Source organism: Novipirellula herctigrandis (assembly GCA_007859835.1).
GTDB classification, from domain to species: Bacteria; Planctomycetota; Planctomycetia; order Pirellulales; family Pirellulaceae; genus Novipirellula_A; species Novipirellula_A herctigrandis.
Map to the genome: position 1 here is coordinate 3417858 of SJPJ01000001.1, position 17901 is coordinate 3435758.

The 17901-nt window shown below is 54.8% G+C and carries 14 protein-coding genes; 9 read left to right on the forward strand and 5 right to left on the reverse strand.

Going from position 1 to position 17901, the window contains the following annotated elements; all coding sequences use genetic code 11:
• Nucleotides 1–81 precede the first annotated feature (81 nt).
• The 7 genes from CA13_RS12615 (at nucleotide 82) to CA13_RS12645 (ending at nucleotide 6389) form a co-directional block, all read left to right on the forward strand.
• Nucleotides 82–759, forward strand: coding sequence for a hypothetical protein (locus CA13_RS12615; protein ID WP_146397146.1), 678 nt, complete (start codon nucleotides 82–84; stop codon nucleotides 757–759).
• 175 nt (nucleotides 760–934) lie between these two features.
• A complete protein-coding gene (locus CA13_RS12620; protein WP_146397148.1) occupies nucleotides 935–2083 on the forward strand; it encodes an AI-2E family transporter in 1149 nt (382 codons plus the stop codon).
• Complete coding sequence (locus CA13_RS12625; RefSeq protein WP_146397150.1) at nucleotides 2080–2418, forward strand: hypothetical protein; 339 nt, start codon at nucleotides 2080–2082, stop codon at nucleotides 2416–2418. The genes CA13_RS12620 and CA13_RS12625 overlap by 4 nt, the downstream gene beginning before the upstream one ends.
• Nucleotides 2419–2427: 9 nt before the next feature.
• On the forward strand, nucleotides 2428–2898 hold the full coding sequence (locus CA13_RS12630) for a phage holin family protein (protein ID WP_146397151.1): 471 nt from the start codon (nucleotides 2428–2430) through the stop codon (nucleotides 2896–2898).
• Nucleotides 2899–2909: 11 nt separating this feature from the next.
• Complete coding sequence (locus CA13_RS12635) at nucleotides 2910–3881, forward strand: magnesium transporter CorA family protein (RefSeq protein ID WP_419194254.1); 972 nt, start codon at nucleotides 2910–2912, stop codon at nucleotides 3879–3881.
• 9 nt (nucleotides 3882–3890) lie between these two features.
• Nucleotides 3891–4334, forward strand: coding sequence for an ion channel (locus CA13_RS12640; protein ID WP_146397155.1), 444 nt, complete (start codon nucleotides 3891–3893; stop codon nucleotides 4332–4334).
• Nucleotides 4335–5237: 903 nt separating this feature from the next.
• A complete protein-coding gene (locus CA13_RS12645) occupies nucleotides 5238–6389 on the forward strand; it encodes a carbohydrate porin (protein WP_419194255.1) in 1152 nt (383 codons plus the stop codon).
• A 156-nt stretch (nucleotides 6390–6545) separates the two neighbouring features.
• Here CA13_RS12645 and CA13_RS12650 read toward each other — a convergent pair whose 3' ends face one another.
• From CA13_RS12650 to CA13_RS12660, 3 genes are all read right to left on the reverse strand, one after another.
• Entirely contained in the window at nucleotides 6546–6788 is a 243-nt protein-coding gene (locus tag CA13_RS12650) for a hypothetical protein (protein WP_146397159.1), read from the reverse strand.
• 1044 nt (nucleotides 6789–7832) lie between these two features.
• The gene (locus CA13_RS12655; RefSeq protein WP_146397161.1) at nucleotides 7833–8162 is read right to left on the reverse strand and encodes a hypothetical protein; all 330 of its coding nucleotides are present in this window, start codon (nucleotides 8160–8162) and stop codon (nucleotides 7833–7835) included.
• 519 nt (nucleotides 8163–8681) lie between these two features.
• Nucleotides 8682–9362 carry an ISAs1 family transposase gene (locus CA13_RS12660; RefSeq protein WP_146397163.1) on the reverse strand — a complete coding sequence of 227 codons (681 nt, stop codon included), beginning with the start codon at nucleotides 9360–9362 and terminating at the stop codon, nucleotides 8682–8684.
• A gap of 442 nt (nucleotides 9363–9804) precedes the next feature.
• Between CA13_RS12660 and CA13_RS12665 the strand changes: the two genes are divergently transcribed.
• Entirely contained in the window at nucleotides 9805–10572 is a 768-nt protein-coding gene (locus CA13_RS12665; protein WP_419194256.1) for an SGNH/GDSL hydrolase family protein, read from the forward strand.
• 44 nt (nucleotides 10573–10616) lie between these two features.
• Nucleotides 10617–16508, forward strand: a complete 5892-nt coding sequence (locus CA13_RS12670) for a sulfatase-like hydrolase/transferase (protein WP_146397165.1) — start codon at nucleotides 10617–10619, stop codon at nucleotides 16506–16508.
• Between the two features lie 411 nt (nucleotides 16509–16919).
• Here the strand turns inward: CA13_RS12670 and CA13_RS12675 are convergent, their stop codons facing one another.
• Together CA13_RS12675 and CA13_RS12680 are read right to left on the reverse strand one after the other, a co-directional pair.
• Entirely contained in the window at nucleotides 16920–17249 is a 330-nt protein-coding gene (locus CA13_RS12675) for a hypothetical protein (protein ID WP_146397167.1), read from the reverse strand.
• Between the two features lie 241 nt (nucleotides 17250–17490).
• A complete protein-coding gene (locus CA13_RS12680) occupies nucleotides 17491–17886 on the reverse strand; it encodes a hypothetical protein (protein WP_146397169.1) in 396 nt (131 codons plus the stop codon).
• Nucleotides 17887–17901: the final 15 nt, after the last annotated feature.

Genomic DNA, 17901 nt, shown 5'->3' on the forward strand with positions numbered 1-17901 from the left:
GGACACGCAAGAATCAATTCCTGCAAGATCGGCAGCGCTGCTGTAAATCGGACCACTCAATCCTAAGCTGGAGCACGGAAAATGAAATCTCAACAAGATACCGAGACTGTTTCGAATACGACCCAGGAGATCCGTCAGAGCATCAGCCATAAGGTCAGCAGAATGGAGGCGCAAACGACCGCGTTTGATGCGCAGCTGCATGCGAAAACCGACGAGGCACGCCAGCGTCTGGAGGAGCGCAAGGAAAAGGTCGAGAAGGCGGGTCAGAACCTCTGCCAGGCGATGGAACAGGCCGGTTCGCAGTCCAAGCAGGCGCTCGATCCGCTGAAGGCCGCTTTCCAACAGGTGCAAATTCAACTTGCTCTCGGCTGGATGGAGGGACGTGACGCGTACGAAAAACAAAAGGAGAAAATCGCGTCGAGCCTCGCCAATTTCGAGAGTGAAGTGGACCTCGCCGCGGCGACAGCGGATCAGCAAGCGGCTGAAAGCTTGAATAAATCAAAACGCGCCTTCATCGCCGAGGTTGATGCGCTGGATGCCGAACTCACTGCGGCAGAACTCCATTACGTCGAGGAGAAGGAAAAAGCCAAAGCCGAGTGGGCGCAACAGAAACAGGCTGTCGAAGACCAGCTTCGCCAGTTCAAGAGCGATCTGGAGTCGAAGAGCCAACTGGCAAGCGACAAACTCGAAAAGTTCGGAGGCGAACTCTCCGAAGGGTTCTCACAAGTGAAGAAAGCCTTCACCAACCTGTTCAGTTAGCTGCTGATGTTGCTTAGTACTCGTTCGCAAATAAGTTACCGGATTGTCGTATTTTGCTCCGCAAAATCACGTTGTTTCGCGGAGCGAAACACGACTTTTATTTGCGAACGAATCCTTTCGGCCGTTGTAGACCTAGTTCCAACCAATTGCTCATCGCATACACGCACGCAACACGATGACTCAGAATATCAGTCCCAAAGAGCGCTATCACCGCAGCTTCGTGCTGTTGATCACGATCGGCTACACGGTCGCCTTCCTGGCGATGATGAGTGGTTTTTTCGAGGCGATCCTGCTGGCCGCCGTATTCAGCAGCATCATCTATCCACTCTATGTTTGGCTGCATCAGAAGCTGGGTGGCCGAGACACGCTTGCCTCAGTACTGACGTTGGTGATCGTTCTGTTTGCACTGGTGGTGCCGCTGGTCACCTTACTGGGGCTGATTGCAGACCAGGCCGTTAACGTGTCGCGAGACGTGAAGCCTTGGGTCGAACAGCAGCTCAGCCAGTCGGGTCAGGAAGAATACGAGCTGCCAAGTTGGTTACCGCTGAAAGAACAGCTCGAACCTCATCGCGACAACATCATGGCCAAACTCGGCGAGCTCACGGGTCAAGTCGGCGGAATTCTTGCCGGTGGACTAGCCCGTTTGTCTCAGGGAACGTTCGAGTTCTTTTTCCAGCTATTCATCATGCTGTACGCGATGTTCTATTTCCTTGTCAGCGGCCCGACGCTGATGAATCAAATCTTGAGCTACGTGCCATTATCGCAAGCCGACAAAGACAAGATGCTCGAAGTCGGGCTGTCGGTTAGCCGCGCGACGGTCAAGGGAACCTTGATTATCGGCATCATCCAGGGTGCGCTGGGCGGTCTTGGTTTCGCCGTTGCCGGCATCAATGCTGCCGTGTTCTGGGGTGCGGTGATGGCCGTTTTGTCCGTCCTGCCCGGCATCGGCGCCACACTGGTTTGGGCGCCAGCCGTGGTCTATCTGCTGGTAAACGGTCATTCGATTGCTGCATTTGGACTGCTGATTTGGTCGGCAGGCGTTGTGGGGACGATCGACAATGTTCTCAGACCCATCCTGGTCGGCCGCGACACCAAAATGCCGGATTTGCTTGTCCTGCTAAGCACGCTGGGTGGGCTGGGGCTGTTCGGTGCATCGGGCCTCGTGCTTGGTCCGATCCTCGCCGCGTTGTTCATGACAGTGTTAGCGGTCTACAGCCAAGTCTTTGCAGACTGGCTGAATCTGGACCAGACGGCGGGGAATCGGCCTGCCGATGAAGTCTCACCTTCAGAAAACCCGGCCGAACAAGGCGGAGCCATCGCATGACCAAATCGAAAAACGAGATCGATGAACTGAAGGCATTGGAGCGGGAAGCTGCCAAGCGGAGGCCGCCGCAAAAGCGATCCCGATCGTCGGCAAGGACGCCGGTTTCCCCGTCGCAAACAGAAACCGCGACAGACGCGGCGATCGATCCCGTGCCGAAAGCTCCAGAGGACGTCGAGCAGGCAACTGAAACAGAGGAAACACTTTACGAGCTCGCGGAGCAGATCGAATTCGTTGTGAAAGAGATGGAGCAAGCCGCGAGGGAACGCCCGGCGATAGCGTTGCTGTCCGCGTTTGCCGTCGGTATCGTCGTTGGTCAGATTTTCGCTCGCAGATAGGTCGTAGCTATGGAACGATTCACACACAGTCTGAAATTGCTTTGGCGGTCGGAACGGCTGTTACGCCAGAACGATTTTCGACTGGCCTCCCAGAAGATTCAATTCGTTGCACTCGCCGCTCTGGTTGCCGTGTTTGGTCTGGTGATGGTCAGCCTGGCGGTGTTCTTCGCCCTGGTGCCTTACTGGGGACAATCGCTTGCCGCGCTCGCGGTCGGCGGCGCGGATCTGGTGCTAGCTGTGGCATTGGTCGTGTACGCAGGTTCGATAAAGCCGGCCGCAGAATCCGAAATGGTCAAAGAGATGCGTGACATGGCGCTGGATGATATCGAACAGGAAGTGGCTCGGGCCGAGGCAGAGTTGGTGGAACTGAAAGACGACGTCCACAAATTTATCAGCAATCCAGTCGACACACTGCTGCCGGCGGCGATCGGGCCAATCATGGGTGCAGTGGCTCGCGGTTTGGGAACTGGGAAGGAATAGGGCCGCAAACTGTGATCATCAACAGCTTTCAAATCACTGAAGATCTGCAACTGCAACCTCTCGATTCAGAGGAAGCCGTCAAAGCCACCGGATCGTCGGGCGCAAGAACTTGGATCGATTTGCAGGATTTCGAACCTGACGAACTCGAAGACTGGCTGGACAGACTGGAATGCAAACGACTGTCGAAGCAGCTCTGTCTTGAGGCGCGTGATCGCTCTGGGTTCTATCCGCTGAAGAACGAGATTCTTGTCGTCATTCCCTTCCTGAGTGCCCATACCGGCGATAAGCATGAAGTGGACTACCTTGCGTTGCTTTGTCGCGAGCATCTGCTGGTTACGGCACACCGTACATCAATCATGACGCCGCAAAGGCGCGCAGAGATACAAGACTCACACGAGTGGCTCGCGGAACGCAGCATCTCCGCGCTGGTCTCCGCTCTAATGAACGACCTGTCATTGGAATCCGTGGACAGCACGACGGAACTGAAGAAGACGATCCTTGCTCTAGAAGAACGAATGGATCGGGACGCGAACGACGTTCAGGCAGAGGAGATTCTTGACGTACGATCGAAATTACTCGCTGTGGCCAGCGTCGTTAGCGACCAACTGCCTCCCGTTCAATCGTTGAGCACGACGGATAAGGGCTTTTTTAAACTCACCGATTCGCGCGACTTCATGAATTGCGCATTGGCTAACCTGCATGCAGCGGAGCGAACATTGGAATGGCTGGACCGACGTATTGGTGACTTGCGGTCTGGCTTTCAGATGAACGCCCAAGACAAGACGAACCGCCGGCTGAATCTGCTCACGATTCTTACTGCGATCTTTACACCAATCACGTTGTTGGCGGGAATCTGGGGAATGAACTTCGAAACCATGCCCGAGTTGAGTTTTCCATTTGCCTACCCGGCCGCACTCGTCCTCATGGTTATTATTGGCACCGGCATGTACCAATTTTTCCGCCGAAATGGCTGGTTCGATTAGAGGAAATATATGATTGAAAATCTGGCTATCGGCTGCGCGACAATTGTTGCCTGTATGATCATCCAGTGCGTTTTTGTGGGCGTGCTAGTCGCAATACTCCTTCATTTGGAAAAGAAACGGTTCCTCAAGAGGACCTTTGCCGGGCTGTCAGCTCTGCTTTTGTTTACCATGATCACAATGTTTGCTGGCAATCTCCTGCAAATGGCTCTTTGGGCTGCGTTGTTTGTCGCCTTCGGTGAGTTCCAAACATTTGACGCGGCCTTTTACCACTCCGTCGTCAACTTCACGTCCCTCGGTTACGGAGACGTGGTCATGGGGGAAGAAAGACGTTTGCTTGGAGCCTTGGAAGCGGCCAACGGTGTGATGATGTTTGGCTTGATCACCGCGTTCTTGTTCGCGATCATATATGAGCTCATGCAAGAAGTATGGGATACTCGAATTGGAAGAGCGTAAAAGGGGGCTGGAACCAATGGCCGCCAGCGCCCCTTTGGGTGCTTCGCACTATTGGTTCCTTACCGCGGAGCGGTTGCAGCAATTAGCCGTGGGTCGCGCAGCGCACCCACGGAGGAGCACGATACTCGGGGGCGAATTGCGCGCGCTGATTCGGTTCCGGTCGAGTAGGCCCAGGGGATTACTCTCCCTGGGCCTCTCACAGAACCGGACTTGTGGGACACACATCCGGCTCTTCAAATCAATCGTCTCCGATCTGTGGACCCACAGAGATCTCTTGGGGTAAGATTGAGAAATGTCTCGCCGCTCCCGCCTTCACTACTGAATGACCACGATCGGATATCGGGCGTCGCTCGTCCACGCTTGCTAACCCAGGTCAAACAGCCTGCACGAAGGTTCACTCTCATTCGGTGCTGCGATTCGCTACAAGCTTCCATCTCACACGACCTCACGGCGTACCTCCGGCTCAGACCTCGATCTGGCAGTCAGTTCGTGCAATTGCTTTTCACTCATGGTTGCCTCCAATTGGCTCCATAAAGGACTTTCACCTTCAATCTCTCAATCGTGCCCAACGCACGTGGTGTTCGCTGCGCTCGACCACCGGCTAATGGCTGTGATCCCTTCGGGATAAAGATGTGGGGACTAAGTTCCTTACCCTTTTACGCGGACCTGATTGACCGTGCGAAGATATACGGAGTATGAGGGTTGCGGCGGATGTGCGGAAAACAATCACTTGCAGCCGCACGTCCAGTCGAAAAACGAAGTGGATCGTCGTGTTTAAGGCGACGCTCCCTGCGCGATGCAGCCGACGAATCATCGCGTTCACTTCGTTCGCTCCTGTGGTTCACGATGCGGTCCTTTCTGACAGTAACAGTGTTGACGCTCTGCATCCTATCGCGGAGCGCTATGGCACAGTGCGACGACTCCGCACGCGATGAACACGGGCTGCTCCCTTTTCTGGGTCGAGTATCCAGTGAATGCCTTGGGGGAGATGGACCCGTCACGGTCGAGCCCGTGTACTACGGTGAAGTCTTCACAAACGCGCGAGGCGGAATTACGACAAACGGTGCAACGCAGTACGAAGGATTGCTCGATCTGGCAATGACCGTCGAGTTGGACAAGACGCAGCTTCCGCTCCCGGGAAGATTCTTCCTGCTGGCCCAGAATACTCATGGCCGTGGGTTGACCGAGGATTTCATCGGTGACACGCAAGTGCTCAGCAACATCGACTCGGGTGACAACATCATGCAAGTCAGCGAGTACTGGTGGGAGTTCGGGCTGCTCGGCGATGACGTAACGCTCCGCTTGGGCAAGCAGGACGTCAATTCGGAATTCCTACTCGTGGAGATGGCGGAAGACTTCATCCAGTCGTCCTTCGGGCTTTCGCCTTCGTCAGCGGGCCTGCCGACCTATCCCGACCCCAGCATGGCAGCCGTCTTGCTCAGCCAACTCACCGATCAAACGCGACTCAAACTCGGCATTTGGGACGGGTTGGCAAGCGGAGGCAGCTGGGGGTTTTCCGACAACGATGTCATCCTGCTGATCGGCGAGTTGGAACACAAGTATTCGCTCGATGGTGGACGCCTTCCGGGAATCTTTGAACTCGGACTCGCATACAACAGCGATGGAATTGTCGACGGCGAGCAGTTTCCATCGGAATGGGGTTACTACCTGCAGTGGCAGCAACTCGTCTTCCGCGAAAGACCGTGTGACCCAGCAGACTCGCAGGGCCTTGGTATCTTCGCGTTGTATCTACCACGATTCGGAGGCGGGCCGGTCACCGCATCTCCGCTGGAAGTCATCGAAGAGAGCGCGGCTGCAGGCTTTGTGTACCGAGGCTTATTGCCTGGTCGCGACGAAGACGTGATCGGCGCGGGCATCGCCTGGACTCAATTGAACCTCGGCGGCACGAACCGGGAAACCGTCGTGGAAACATTCTACAAAGCGCAGGTCACCGACACCGTCAGTGTGCAGCCAGACATTCAGTACATTGCCAGCCCATCCGGAATCTACGATGACGCACTAACGGTCGGACTCCGATTCACGGTGACCCCGTAGCGCTGGGATCAGATCCGCTAGAAAGGAGAACTAGTGATGTCAGATACGACACGGAAGTTGAGCGTTGAATTGTCGAGCGCAGAACGGGAAGAGTTGGCCAGAATTGTTCGCCAACAATCCTTTGGTACTGCAAAACAACGGCGTGCGCGCATTTTGTTACTCGCCGACGCGAATCACCCAGACGGTCGCTGAACTGATGCCAACATTGCAGAACTGGAAGGGCTCTCGTCCAGACAAGTTGTTCGTATTGGACAGCGATTCGCGAGTGAGCGTGATACCCATTCCATCGAGGATGCCTGTGGTCGCAAGCCACGTCCACGTGCCCGAGCGACGATGGCGTGATGCAGAGGCTAACTCGTCGTTTTCGCTTGCAGCGATCCGCCTGATGGTCGCAACCATTGGACGTTGCAATTGCTTTGCGACGAACTTTCGCGGCTGGAAGTCGTCGAATCGGCATGTCCCGAAACGATGTAAAAGTGCCTGAAAAAACATGTACTGCAGCCCTGTCGAACCGAGAGTGGGTGGCCGACCGCAACACAAGACGCTGTGGTGCTCGATGGCGATTCACCACCGATGACGCGAGAATTAAACTGCAGGGACCCTATCCTCAACGCAACATTTAGAGATAGATCAACCAATCGTGCGGACGTTAATTGCGCTAGAGTGCCTGCGTTGCTGATCACAGGCTGCCCTACGAGTATTGGACTTCAGTGGTACACACGAGAGTCATCACGAAAACTGTTGCTTCCGCTGTACTCTTCACGATCTGCGGAATTGGCCCGACCGGCCAGTTCGCAGGTTGAGAGTCTCCATCGGCCATTTCTGGCTGGTCAATAAACGCCGTGTTTGGGGCGTTTTTCAAGTTTCGGTGTTTTGTCCGAAACCTCTCTCTCGGACTAGGCCGTCCCGAGCCAGCATCCGTCTCAACGTTTTTTTCTTTGCGAACTATCGCGCTCTCGGTTCACAGAGTGGCTGCTTGTTACCCGTGTGGTCAAAAAAGTCGAACGAGTATTTGGGTCTGTGAAATCGGAGGTTGGTTTGCCATAGAAGGTCGAATTCTTGATCGAGATCGAGCCCATATTCATCGGTGCCTTTAAAACCGGTTCAAAACGGCCGCGCCGCGCAACAGATATCAAACCGATTGTTTTGAAACCGGAGTGCTGCGAGTGAGTGAATGTCGATCGAATTATGCAGCGCGTCGATACGATCGAAGCAAGCCACCAAGGCGGTCGGTCGTTTCGATTTCAGCATCCATGTTTGGCGGTCGATCCATCGGCACGATCAGTACGATCAGCACGTTGCCCAATCCTTGGTAGTTTCTTTCAGTGTGATAGTGAACGAGGAAACCCCGAACAGCTCTACGGGTTGCGTTCTCACCAAAGAGAATCAGTTTGTAAAGGCACTCGGATTTCAAGGATTCTAAAAATCGCTCTAAGTTTGCGTTCAAGTTCGCACTCTTGGCCGGCCATATCTCTTCTCTTTGCGATCGGAGTAGTCCCATTTTTTGGCAACCAATTGACGATGCCAACGGAGGATTGTACCCGGTGTGAACAGAGTCCCAAACTGCTCGAGTATTTTGCTTCCGAGAACCTTGCCTTTGACTGCCAAACGACGCCGCTGATCATCGGTCGGCAAGATTCGCTTCTTGCCGAACTGCTCTTTGAGAACGGCATTCTCGGTGCGAAGGTACTCAATGACTTCTTGTTGTTGTCGATTGATCCAACTAGCAAGAATGACCAGCATCAACTGCCACGGTTGCAGAATGAATTTCATCGACGTCTCGGAGTTGGAAAATCCGAGACGATCATGAGTATGCGTTAGTGTAAACCCGCGGGAGCAGGCTTCAATGCGATCAGATCTTGTAGTCGATCCGATGAGAACAGTTGCACAAAGATTACCGACGCCTATCTGAAAGTTGGATCGGCTGAGAAACATGGCTCACAAATGCTTGATTGTTTGATTTTTGCCGTGTCTAAGTGGTGGGCGGAGTTTTTTGACTGGACGGTGTTAACTTCGAATCAACGTTGTTCGTGAGCGTTGGGTTAGATTCAAGAGCAACTGAACCGGGCACAAATCTGTAAGTAGCTCATCACCAAACACTCACGTCGCTCCAGAAAAGAGAGACAATTTACCGAGAACGTCTTGTACTGGAAGCCAAGGCACGCTTCGCCTCGAAAAAAAAACGCCTGGAGATAGTTGGAGCGTATAGTTCGCAAGGGGCGTCATTTGCAGTCAGTATTCACCGGTCTTCGCCAACTTGAAACCGCCTCAGTGGGCAGGGCAATCGCACGTTCAAACTCCCCTAAAACTGGCGTAAATGTTGTCGAGGACGCTGCCATCCCTTCCTGCTCGGAGTCGTTTGCCTCGAATCGAGTGTTTGACAGTAGTGTCGCGTTGCAAAACATTCAGAGCCATGCGTCGAAATGCGGCTGAAATTTCGAGCGAGTTACCGACGCGAGTTCGGCTTGCGTCCTCTGAAAATGTTACATCGAGCATATAATGCTGACTGTTCTCAATCTTCCAATGGTCACGTAGCAAGCGACTCAAACGCTTTACTTTGGGAGGCAGACTGCTGAAGAAAAACGTGTTCTCGTCATGTTCGCTTACACCACCTTCACGATGACGGTAAACCATGCCGATCGACTTGAGCAGTTCCGCGGCGGCAGGAATTTCGTTGTTTTTCTTCTCAACCGATCTCTGCCGAAGCACCATCCGTGTATCGGTCGCGAAAGCAGTGATGATGTGGAGCAGATCTTGTCCGGCGGCTCGATCAAAGGAACGACGTAAGACTTTTTCATCGATTGCGATTCCTTTCTCGCGAAGCGAACCGGCGAACCGATCAACCCAAGCGTGCATTGCGGTAAAGAACTCTGCAGTATCGAGTTTCGAAAAGACACGTCTTAGCGTATCGTGGCTGGGGATGCCTTGCTCCGATTTGAGGTAACGGCTGAACCAATCAATTGCACACCGCAACCCTTGTACCGAAAACTAAATCAACGTGCGATTGCTCTGTAAAAGGAGCCTGTTACACTGGCTTCGTTTTTCCTTATGACCATTCCGTCTTTGATATCTCAACGGGCGCGGCCATACCGAATCTAAAGTTCACAAAACTGTATGTTAAGTAGAGGCTCTCAGCACGTCATAGCATGAAAACGCCATCCGCCGGAGAGCAACCGCGGGGTAAAAAACTTTGCGACTCGTTTTCCTTCCGGTTCGTGGAGTCGTTGAGCGATCGGCGGATTGAAGAAAAGCGAATTTTCACGTCGTGACTAGGCCAGTGATATAGTGAGTAAAGACCGATCCAGGAGACGCTGATGCGAATTTCTCTCGTACCGCTCAGCAGCGAACGATTGTTCTTTGACAATTTGGTTTTCACGAGCTCGGCGGCACTCGTCTACGCAGCAGGTTGATACGAATGATCACAAAGAACAATTCCGTCATGCACGCAGGGTTGTTTGCGACGTGTTGGTTGACCATTGGCTTCAATGCTGCCGCCCAAGTTGGCCCGAAATTTGGTTCGGGCCAAGTGAGGTCGGTCCAAACGGTTAACCGGCAGAGCTTTGACGAACTGAAACGCGAACTGCAACTGAAATGGCCAAACAACCGTTTAGTACGTTTCGTGTTCCATGGCCACTCCGTCCCCGCCGGTTACTTTCGGGCGGGCCGTGTCCGTCGATTTGATTCTTATCCGATCTTGTTCCATCAAGAGCTTTGCGAGCGATATCCCACTGCGGTCATCGACGTTTGCACCACAGCGATAGGGGGCGAAAATGCCAAGAGTGGCTCCCAACGTTTCGCTGACGATGTCTTGTCATTGAAACCGGACGTCGTCTTCATTGACTATTGCCTGAATGATCGATCGCTTGGCGTTGACGTTGCCGAAGAAAGTTGGCGAAAGATGATTGAGCAATCGCTGGACAAAGACATTCATGTCGTGCTGCTCACCCCCACACCTGATTCGCACGAAGATATTCTTGACCCTGAGACAAAGCTAGCGAAACACTCGGAATCCATTCGGCAATTGGGCCGGGAGTTTGGTCTGCCGGTGGTAGACTCTTATGCTCTCTTTCGTGAATTGGTGTCCGAAGGAACAAACGTGAGCAAGTTCCTTTCGCAACCGAATCATCCCAATCGAAAGGGACATGAGCTTGTTGCAGATCAGATTCTGCGATTGTTCCGTTAACGCCAAACACCCCAACTCCTTTGAAGATTCGACTAGGTGACACAATGGCAAGAGATGTAGGCATCGTTGCGATCGGTTTGGTGATGGCGATGTCGCTTTCGAGCATCGCTGTGGAGCGTGCCGATCTTCCCGGCACGGGGCGAGGTGCTTCGGACAAGAGCGATTCCTCAGCACAGAACCAGCCCAACATCATCTTCTTCATCACAGATGATTATGGGTGGCAGGATACGTCTGAGCCGATGTGGGAGGAACAGACCGACCTCAACAAGACTTTCCGTACTCCAAATATGGAAAGGCTGGCCCGCCGGGGCGTGAAGCTCACTAACGCCTACACGTCCTGTAGTGTGTGCTCCGCTTCACGGATCTCGATCCTTACGGGACAGAATCCCGTCCGGCACGGAACGACCTTTATCACCGGTACTCCCGGCAAAAACACGAAGACCATGCGCTCGGCCATGCAGGATCTTGACGGTATTCAGAAAGGGGACGTGCTGCTGCCGGAGTTGCTCAGGAAGGCGAGCTACCGTACGGTCTGCATCGGCAAGTCGCACTTTGGCAGGGAAGACAGCTTCGGTGCCGACCCGCTCAACCTAGGCTTCGACCGAAAGCATTACGCCAATCACCACGGCTCGCCGATCGGCAAGTCCTGTGGAGGTCGTGACGCTTATCACGTCGAGCGTACCGGCCAACAGGTACATCTTACGGAAGCGTTAACGTTGGAGGCCAAAAACGAGATCAGCGCAGCGGTCAACGACGGGAAGCCCTTCTTTCTCTACCTGTCCCACTATGCAATTCACACCCCGATACTTGAGGATCCACGTTTCAAAAAAAACTACCCGAATTTGGAGGGAACTCAACGCGCCTACGCGACCCTAATCGAAGGGGTAGACAAGAGCCTGGGCGATATAGTGGATCATGTCGAAACACTCGGCATTGCCAAGAACACGTTGATCATCTGGACAGCCGACAACGGTGGTCTTGTCAACAACGTACCGCTTAGGGGCTTGAAGAACGATGCGTACGAAGGCGGTCACCGCGTTCCAAACATCGTCGCCTGGGGGGCACAGGATGTGGCGTCGCAATGGCAACGACATTTGCCCCTCACACCGGGTCGCGTCGATCACCGCCCGTACATCCACACCGACTGGATGCCAACCCTGCTGCGGCTAACCGGTGCCGCGCACCCCAAGCCGGAACTCCTGGACGGCTACGACATCACGGATCTTCTCAGTGGCCGAGAAGAGGTCGCTCGCCCCGAGCTCTTTTTCTGGCATGAGCCTAACTTCTGGGCTCATAGCGGTCCGGAGTCATCGATTCGCGAGGGGAGTTGGAAACTGATCTACCTTTACGACAAGTCGGCGTGGGAACTGTATGACCTCACCCAGGACATCGGCGAACGGACCAATCAGGCAAACCGACATCCTGAAGTCGTGAGCCGGCTGGCTCGCAAGTTAATCGACCACCTGGATCAGAACGGCGCGAACTATCCAATTGACGTCGCCACGGGGAAGGAACTGCCGCCTCGACTGACCTCTTACGTTCCGCCCGCGATACGACCACCGGGCACACAGCCCGGTGGCCCGGTCGACCTGTCGGGTCAGTGGCGGTTCGTTCTCGATCCTGAAGACCTCGGGCTCCGCAGTGGTTCCCACACCTTGCACTTCCCCGACACGATTCATCTCCCGGGAACCACCGCAGCACAAGGCAAGGGACGTGCTCTCAAGATGGAACTGCGCATGGACAAGGAGACGATGAACCGTCTCCGTGAACGTCACCCCTACATCGGCCCGGCCTGGTATCAACGCGAGATCACCATTCCTGCCGATTGGTCAGGTCAGGACATCCTCCTCACTCTCGAACGCGTCCTCTGGGAGTCACGTGTTTGGATCGACAAGAAGCCGGTCGGTAATCCACAACGTTCACTTTCGGTTCCCCATCGTTACGACCTCACTTCGCACGTCAAGCCAGGCGAAACACACACACTGACGATGCGCATCGACAACCGCCAGATTGTCGATATCGGCAATATCGGTCACGCATACACGGCCGGAACCCAGACGATTTGGAATGGCGTCCTTGGTGAGCTGAAGCTCGAGGCGCTGCCGAAGTCTCGGATCGAACACGTGGAGCTTTCGACAAAGGCCGATGGTCGACTCACAGTCAACGCCCACGGCCGCTTCCGTTCCGCTCAGAAGCTGATTGCGTCCGTCGATGGCGTGGCGATCGCAACGGCCCCCGCATCCGGAGGTGACGTGTCTCTTTCCGGGCAATCTCACGACGCCAAACCGTGGTCCGAACTCTCGCCTGCTCTTCACGAACTCACCGTTTCCCTCATCGCCCCCGACGGTACGATCCTCCACACTCTCACCCGTCGCTTCGGTTTCCGGGAGTTCACCGCCGAGGGACGCGATTTGCGGATCAACGGCACCCGCACCTTCCTACGCGGGAATCTCGAATGCGCCATTTTCCCACAGACCGGTCATCCCGATGTTGAGGGCCCGCAGTGGGAGAAGATCATGCGGACGAGCCGCGACTATGGTCTCAACCACCTTCGCTTTCACTCGTGGTGCCCACCCGAGGCCGCCTTCGAGTCCGCAGATCGTCACGGAATCTACCTCCAGGTCGAACTGCCGAATTGGACGTTCTCGATGGGCGGCAAACCAGCAGTCGACGCCTTCTTCCTGGCCGAAGGCGAACGTATCTTCCGCGAATACGGGCATCATCCCTCCTTCGTCATGTTCTCCCTCGGCAACGAGCTGAAAGGCGATCTTGAGGCAATGGATCGTCTAGTCGAACGTTTCCGCACGATGGCACCGGGCATCCTTTTCACCTCCACTACGTTCGCCTTCTCCCCACGCGGCAGCCTACCGGGCCCCGCCGACGATTTCTTCATCTCCCAGCGCACGCAGTCTGGCTGGGTCCGGGGCCAGGGTTTCCTCAACGCGACCTTCCCCTCAACCGACAGCGACTACGCCGAGGGCCTTGCTTGTCTTGACATCCCCCTCGTCACCCATGAGGTCGGCCAGTATGTGGTCTACCCGAATCTTGCCGAGTTGCCGAAATACGAATCGACCCCGCTGCGTTCCCCGTCGCTCGAAGTGATCCAGCACGACCTTCGTGAGAAGGGACTACTCGCCGACGCCAGCCGTTTTACCCGTGACTCCGGCAAGCTCGCCGCCTTGCTCTACAAGGAAGACATCGAGCGCGCGCTGCGAACCAAGGGGCTCGCCGGCATCCAACTCCTCCAGCTCCAGGATTTTCCCGGACAAAGCACGGCCACCGTGGGCCTGCTGGATGCATTCTGGGACAGCAAGGGCCTGATCACGCCAAAAGCGTTCCGCGAATTCTGCTCCCCTGTCGTCCCCCTCGTGCGGATGAACAAATTCGTTTGGGAGAACTCCGAGACCTTCGTGGCCAGGTTCGAGCTTGCCAACTTCTCCGAAGCCGCACGGGAAGTGGGATTCAATGCCTGCTTGGCTACTCCCAGCGGCAAGGCCTTTGCCACAGTACAGTTTGACCCGCGCAAGTACGGAGTCGGTAACGGCCACCCGATCGGTCACCTAGAAGCGTCCCTCGCCAACCTCACCGAACCCACCCGCCTTGACCTCATTATTGAGGCCTTAGACGGCACTGCGCGAAACACCTGGCCGGTTTGGGTCTATCCGAAAAAGGCCTCCCTGCCGGAGGTCAGCACCTACCAAACCGTGACCGATGCCTGCCTTGCCGATCTGGCACAGGGCAAGACCGTGCTCCTTTTGCCCCAGGCAAACACCATCCGCAATCCCGTCCCCGCCCGCTTCATTCCCGTCTTCTGGTCGCCGCTCCACTTCCCCAACCAACCTGGAACACTTGGTGCAACCATCGATGCAAAGCACCCACTGTGGAAGAATTTTCCGACCGACACGTATACCAACTGGCAGTGGTGGGAACTGACCGCCGAATCGACCGCCATTGATCTGACCGGCTTCGATCCCAAAATCGAAAAGCCGTTTCGCTTCATTGACAAGTACAATCGCAACGCAGTGCCGACTGCCATTTTCGAAGCAAGAGTCGGAACCGGCAAACTTCTCGTTTGTACCCTCGATGTCACCTCGGATTCTGGGACCCGCATCGTCGCCCGCCAACTGCATCGCGCACTGACCCACTATGCAGGCAGTACCGAATTCGAGCCCGCTGCGTCACTCACACCTGAAAGGCTACGCACGCTCTTCCGCGATAGCGGCGGCATCACCGCGGATTCCTCGAGCAGTCATCCGGACTTCCCTGCCGACCTTGCGATCGACGGCGACCCGGCAACCATCTGGCACTCCGAATGGCGCGACGCGAACAGGGCATTTCCGATCACCTTCACCCTTGACCTGCAGCAGCCCACCGAGCTTGCCGGCCTGCGCCTGCGCAACCGCGCCGGCAACCAAAACGGGCGTATCCGCGACTTCCGAATCGACGTGTCTCTCGACAACCAGCGCTGGCGTTCGTGCGGCGATTCGTCGCTCCCCAATGGTCCGGATGTTGAGAGCGTCAAGTTTGAGGAGCCGGTCGAGGCCCGATACGTGCGCATCAGCGCCACATCCAGTCATGCCGGCCCTGTGTTCGCCAGCCTCGCCGAAGTCGAACCGATCCCTGCTGATTCCGGCGATGTACGCGACCTGGGGATTGTCCCGGGCTTCAACGACAAACCCAACATCGTGTGGATCATGGCCGAAGACATAAGCACGGAACTCTCGTGCTATGGTCACCCGGCGGTGAAGACACCCAATCTTGACGCCCTGGCCCGACAAGGGGCGCGGTATACGCAAGCCTTCTGCACGGCTCCATCCTGTACGCCATCTCGCAATGCGATGATGACCGGCGTTTACCAGACACGGACCGACACGCAAGATCAGAGACGACGTGGCGTCATACTGCCGGAAGGGATGAAGCCGATTACACACCTGCTGCGCGAGGCAGGCTATTTCACCGCCTTGGGGTGTGGGTACTCCACAAAGACAGACCTCAATTTCGAGGCCGAGCCCCTTTTCGATGGTAGAGACTGGTCACAACGAAAGAAGGGCCAGCCCTTCTTCGCTCAGATTACCCTGAACATATCGCACCGACAGCCGAAGGAAGGCTGGGCTCCCGTACGAGGGGCGTCCGAGCATCCGGTCAAGCTGGATGAAGTCGAGCTCCCACCCTATTTCCCCGATCACCCGGTCTGCAGGCAAGACTGGGCGGAGTACCTCGATTCCATCGAGAAGGTCGACAGCCAAGTGGCTGCCATCCTTGAGCGTCTGAGGACCGAGGGCATTGAGGATAACACGATTGTGATCTTCATCGGCGACAACGGTCGCTGCCATTTGCGCGGGAAATGCTGGCTCTACGACGGAGGCATCCATGTGCCTCTGATCATACGCTGGCCTGGCGCCATTAAGTCTGGAATGGTCAACGATGACATGGTCAGCATGATCGACATTTCGGCAACGATCCTGGATATTGCAGGAGCAGAGTTGCCAACCTATCTCGACGGTCACTCAATTCTCGGGGAGAGAGCGAAGAAAAGAGATCACATCTTTGCCGCGCGGGACCTTGTAGACGAAGTCATGGATCACATCCGTTGTGTACGAACCAAGCGGTTCAAATACATACGAAATTACACGCCAGAAAACGGCTATCGCGAGTGTAGTTACGTTCAGAACTACCGACCTATGCTGGCTGTCATCAGAGACCTCCACGCACGAGACGAACTCACGGAGGCACAGCAGTTGATTCTCGCTGAAACGAAACCCGAAGAAGAACTCTACGACGTGCAGGACGATCCGCACGAGCTCAGCAACCTGGCTCAATCCCCGAAGCATCAGAAAACGCTTGCTGAGCTGCGAGTTCGATTGGATGAATGGATAGCCGATACGAAAGACAAGGGCGTGTGGTCAAAAAAGTCGAACGAGTATTTAGGTCGGTGAAATCGGAGGTTGGTTTGCCATAGAAGGTCGAATTCTTGATCGAGATCGAGCCCATATTCATCGGTGCCTTTAAAAACCGGTTCAAAACGGCCGCACCGCGCAACAGATTTCAAACCGATTGTCTTGAAACCGGAGTGCTGCGAGTGAGTGAATGCCGATCGAATTATGCAGCGCGTCGATACGATCGAAGCAAGCCACCAAGACGCTCGATTGGTTCGATCTTGGCACCCATGTCAGGCGGACGATCTATCGGCACGATCAGCACGTTGCCCAATCCTTGGTAGTTTCTTTCAGTGTGATAGTGAACGAGGAAACCCCGAACAGCTCTACGGGTTGCGTTCTCACCAAAGAGAATCAGTTTGTAAAGGCACTCGGATTTCAAAGATTCAAAAAACCGCTCTAAGTTTGCGTTCAAGTTCGCACTCTTGGCCGGCCATCTCTCTTCTCTTTGCGATCGGAGCAGTTCCATTTTTTGGCAACCAATTGACGATGCCAACGGAGGATTGTACCCGGTGTGAACAGAGTCCCAAACTGCTCGAGTATTTTGCTTCCGAGAACCTTGCCTTTGACTGCCAAACGACGCCGCTGATCATCGGTCGGCAAGATTCGCTTCTTGCCGAACTGCTCTTTGAGAACGGCATTCTCGATGCGAAGGTACGCGATGACTTCTTGTTGTTGTCGATTGATCCAACTAGCAAGAATGATCAGCATCAACTGTCGCGGTTGTGGAATGAACTTCATCCGCGTCTCGGTAGTCTGGCAAATCCGAGACGATCATTGGTGTGAGAAGAAATGTAAACCAGCATTGACAAGCTTCGGAGCGATCAGAGTTTGTAGCTGGTCCAGCGAGAACGGTTGCGGGAAGATTGTGGACGCGATTAAGCATGTCAATTCAGCTGAGTTACATTGCTCACAGAACATAAATTCTTGTTTTTCTTGTGTCGAATGGTCGGCTGAGTTTATTTCCCCCACGCGTCAGGCTTCATCTTTTGATGGGCCCAATAGCAGGAAGGACAAAGCCGATGCCATTCTCCAACATCGTCGTCTTCAAGCCATCAAACTCTTTGTAAACCGTCGGCCCGAGGTTACCGTAAGAAACGATAAAACGGCAGGCTTGTTTCGCATTTGGAACCACATAAGTAATCGGTATCCGTACCTTTCTTCCGTTTTCAAAATCGCAGAGAGTAATCTCTACTATTTTTTGCTGAGTTGGCGGGGTGGTCGCCACCGGATGCCAATCTCGCAAGACTTCCAGTTCTAGCAAAGAGACATCCTTCATCTCGTCCATGTTGTAGATGGATGCTGTTTGCCCGTAGGCAAAACTGGATGCAATGCCGAGACTCAGGAATATAACTTTGATGAATCGTTGATACTGCAATTGCTTAGTCCTCAG

Bases quoted from the DNA above. Each gene is read 5' to 3' on its own strand.
- CA13_RS12670 (WP_146397165.1), top strand. From the start codon at position 10,617: ATGGCAAGAGATGTAGGCATCGTTGCGATCGGTTTGGTGATGGCGATG.
- CA13_RS12640 (WP_146397155.1), top strand. From the start codon at position 3,891: ATGATTGAAAATCTGGCTATCGGCTGCGCGACAATTGTTGCCTGTATG.
- CA13_RS12620 (WP_146397148.1), top strand. From the start codon at position 935: ATGACTCAGAATATCAGTCCCAAAGAGCGCTATCACCGCAGCTTCGTG.
- CA13_RS12630 (WP_146397151.1), top strand. From the start codon at position 2,428: ATGGAACGATTCACACACAGTCTGAAATTGCTTTGGCGGTCGGAACGG.
- CA13_RS12665 (WP_419194256.1), top strand. From the start codon at position 9,805: ATGATCACAAAGAACAATTCCGTCATGCACGCAGGGTTGTTTGCGACG.
- CA13_RS12655 (WP_146397161.1), bottom strand. From the start codon at position 8,162: ATGAAATTCATTCTGCAACCGTGGCAGTTGATGCTGGTCATTCTTGCT.
- CA13_RS12650 (WP_146397159.1), bottom strand. From the start codon at position 6,788: ATGGTTGCGACCATCAGGCGGATCGCTGCAAGCGAAAACGACGAGTTA.
- CA13_RS12625 (WP_146397150.1), top strand. From the start codon at position 2,080: ATGACCAAATCGAAAAACGAGATCGATGAACTGAAGGCATTGGAGCGG.
- CA13_RS12645 (WP_419194255.1), top strand. From the start codon at position 5,238: ATGGCACAGTGCGACGACTCCGCACGCGATGAACACGGGCTGCTCCCT.
- CA13_RS12615 (WP_146397146.1), top strand. From the start codon at position 82: ATGAAATCTCAACAAGATACCGAGACTGTTTCGAATACGACCCAGGAG.
- CA13_RS12675 (WP_146397167.1), bottom strand. From the start codon at position 17,249: ATGAAGTTCATTCCACAACCGCGACAGTTGATGCTGATCATTCTTGCT.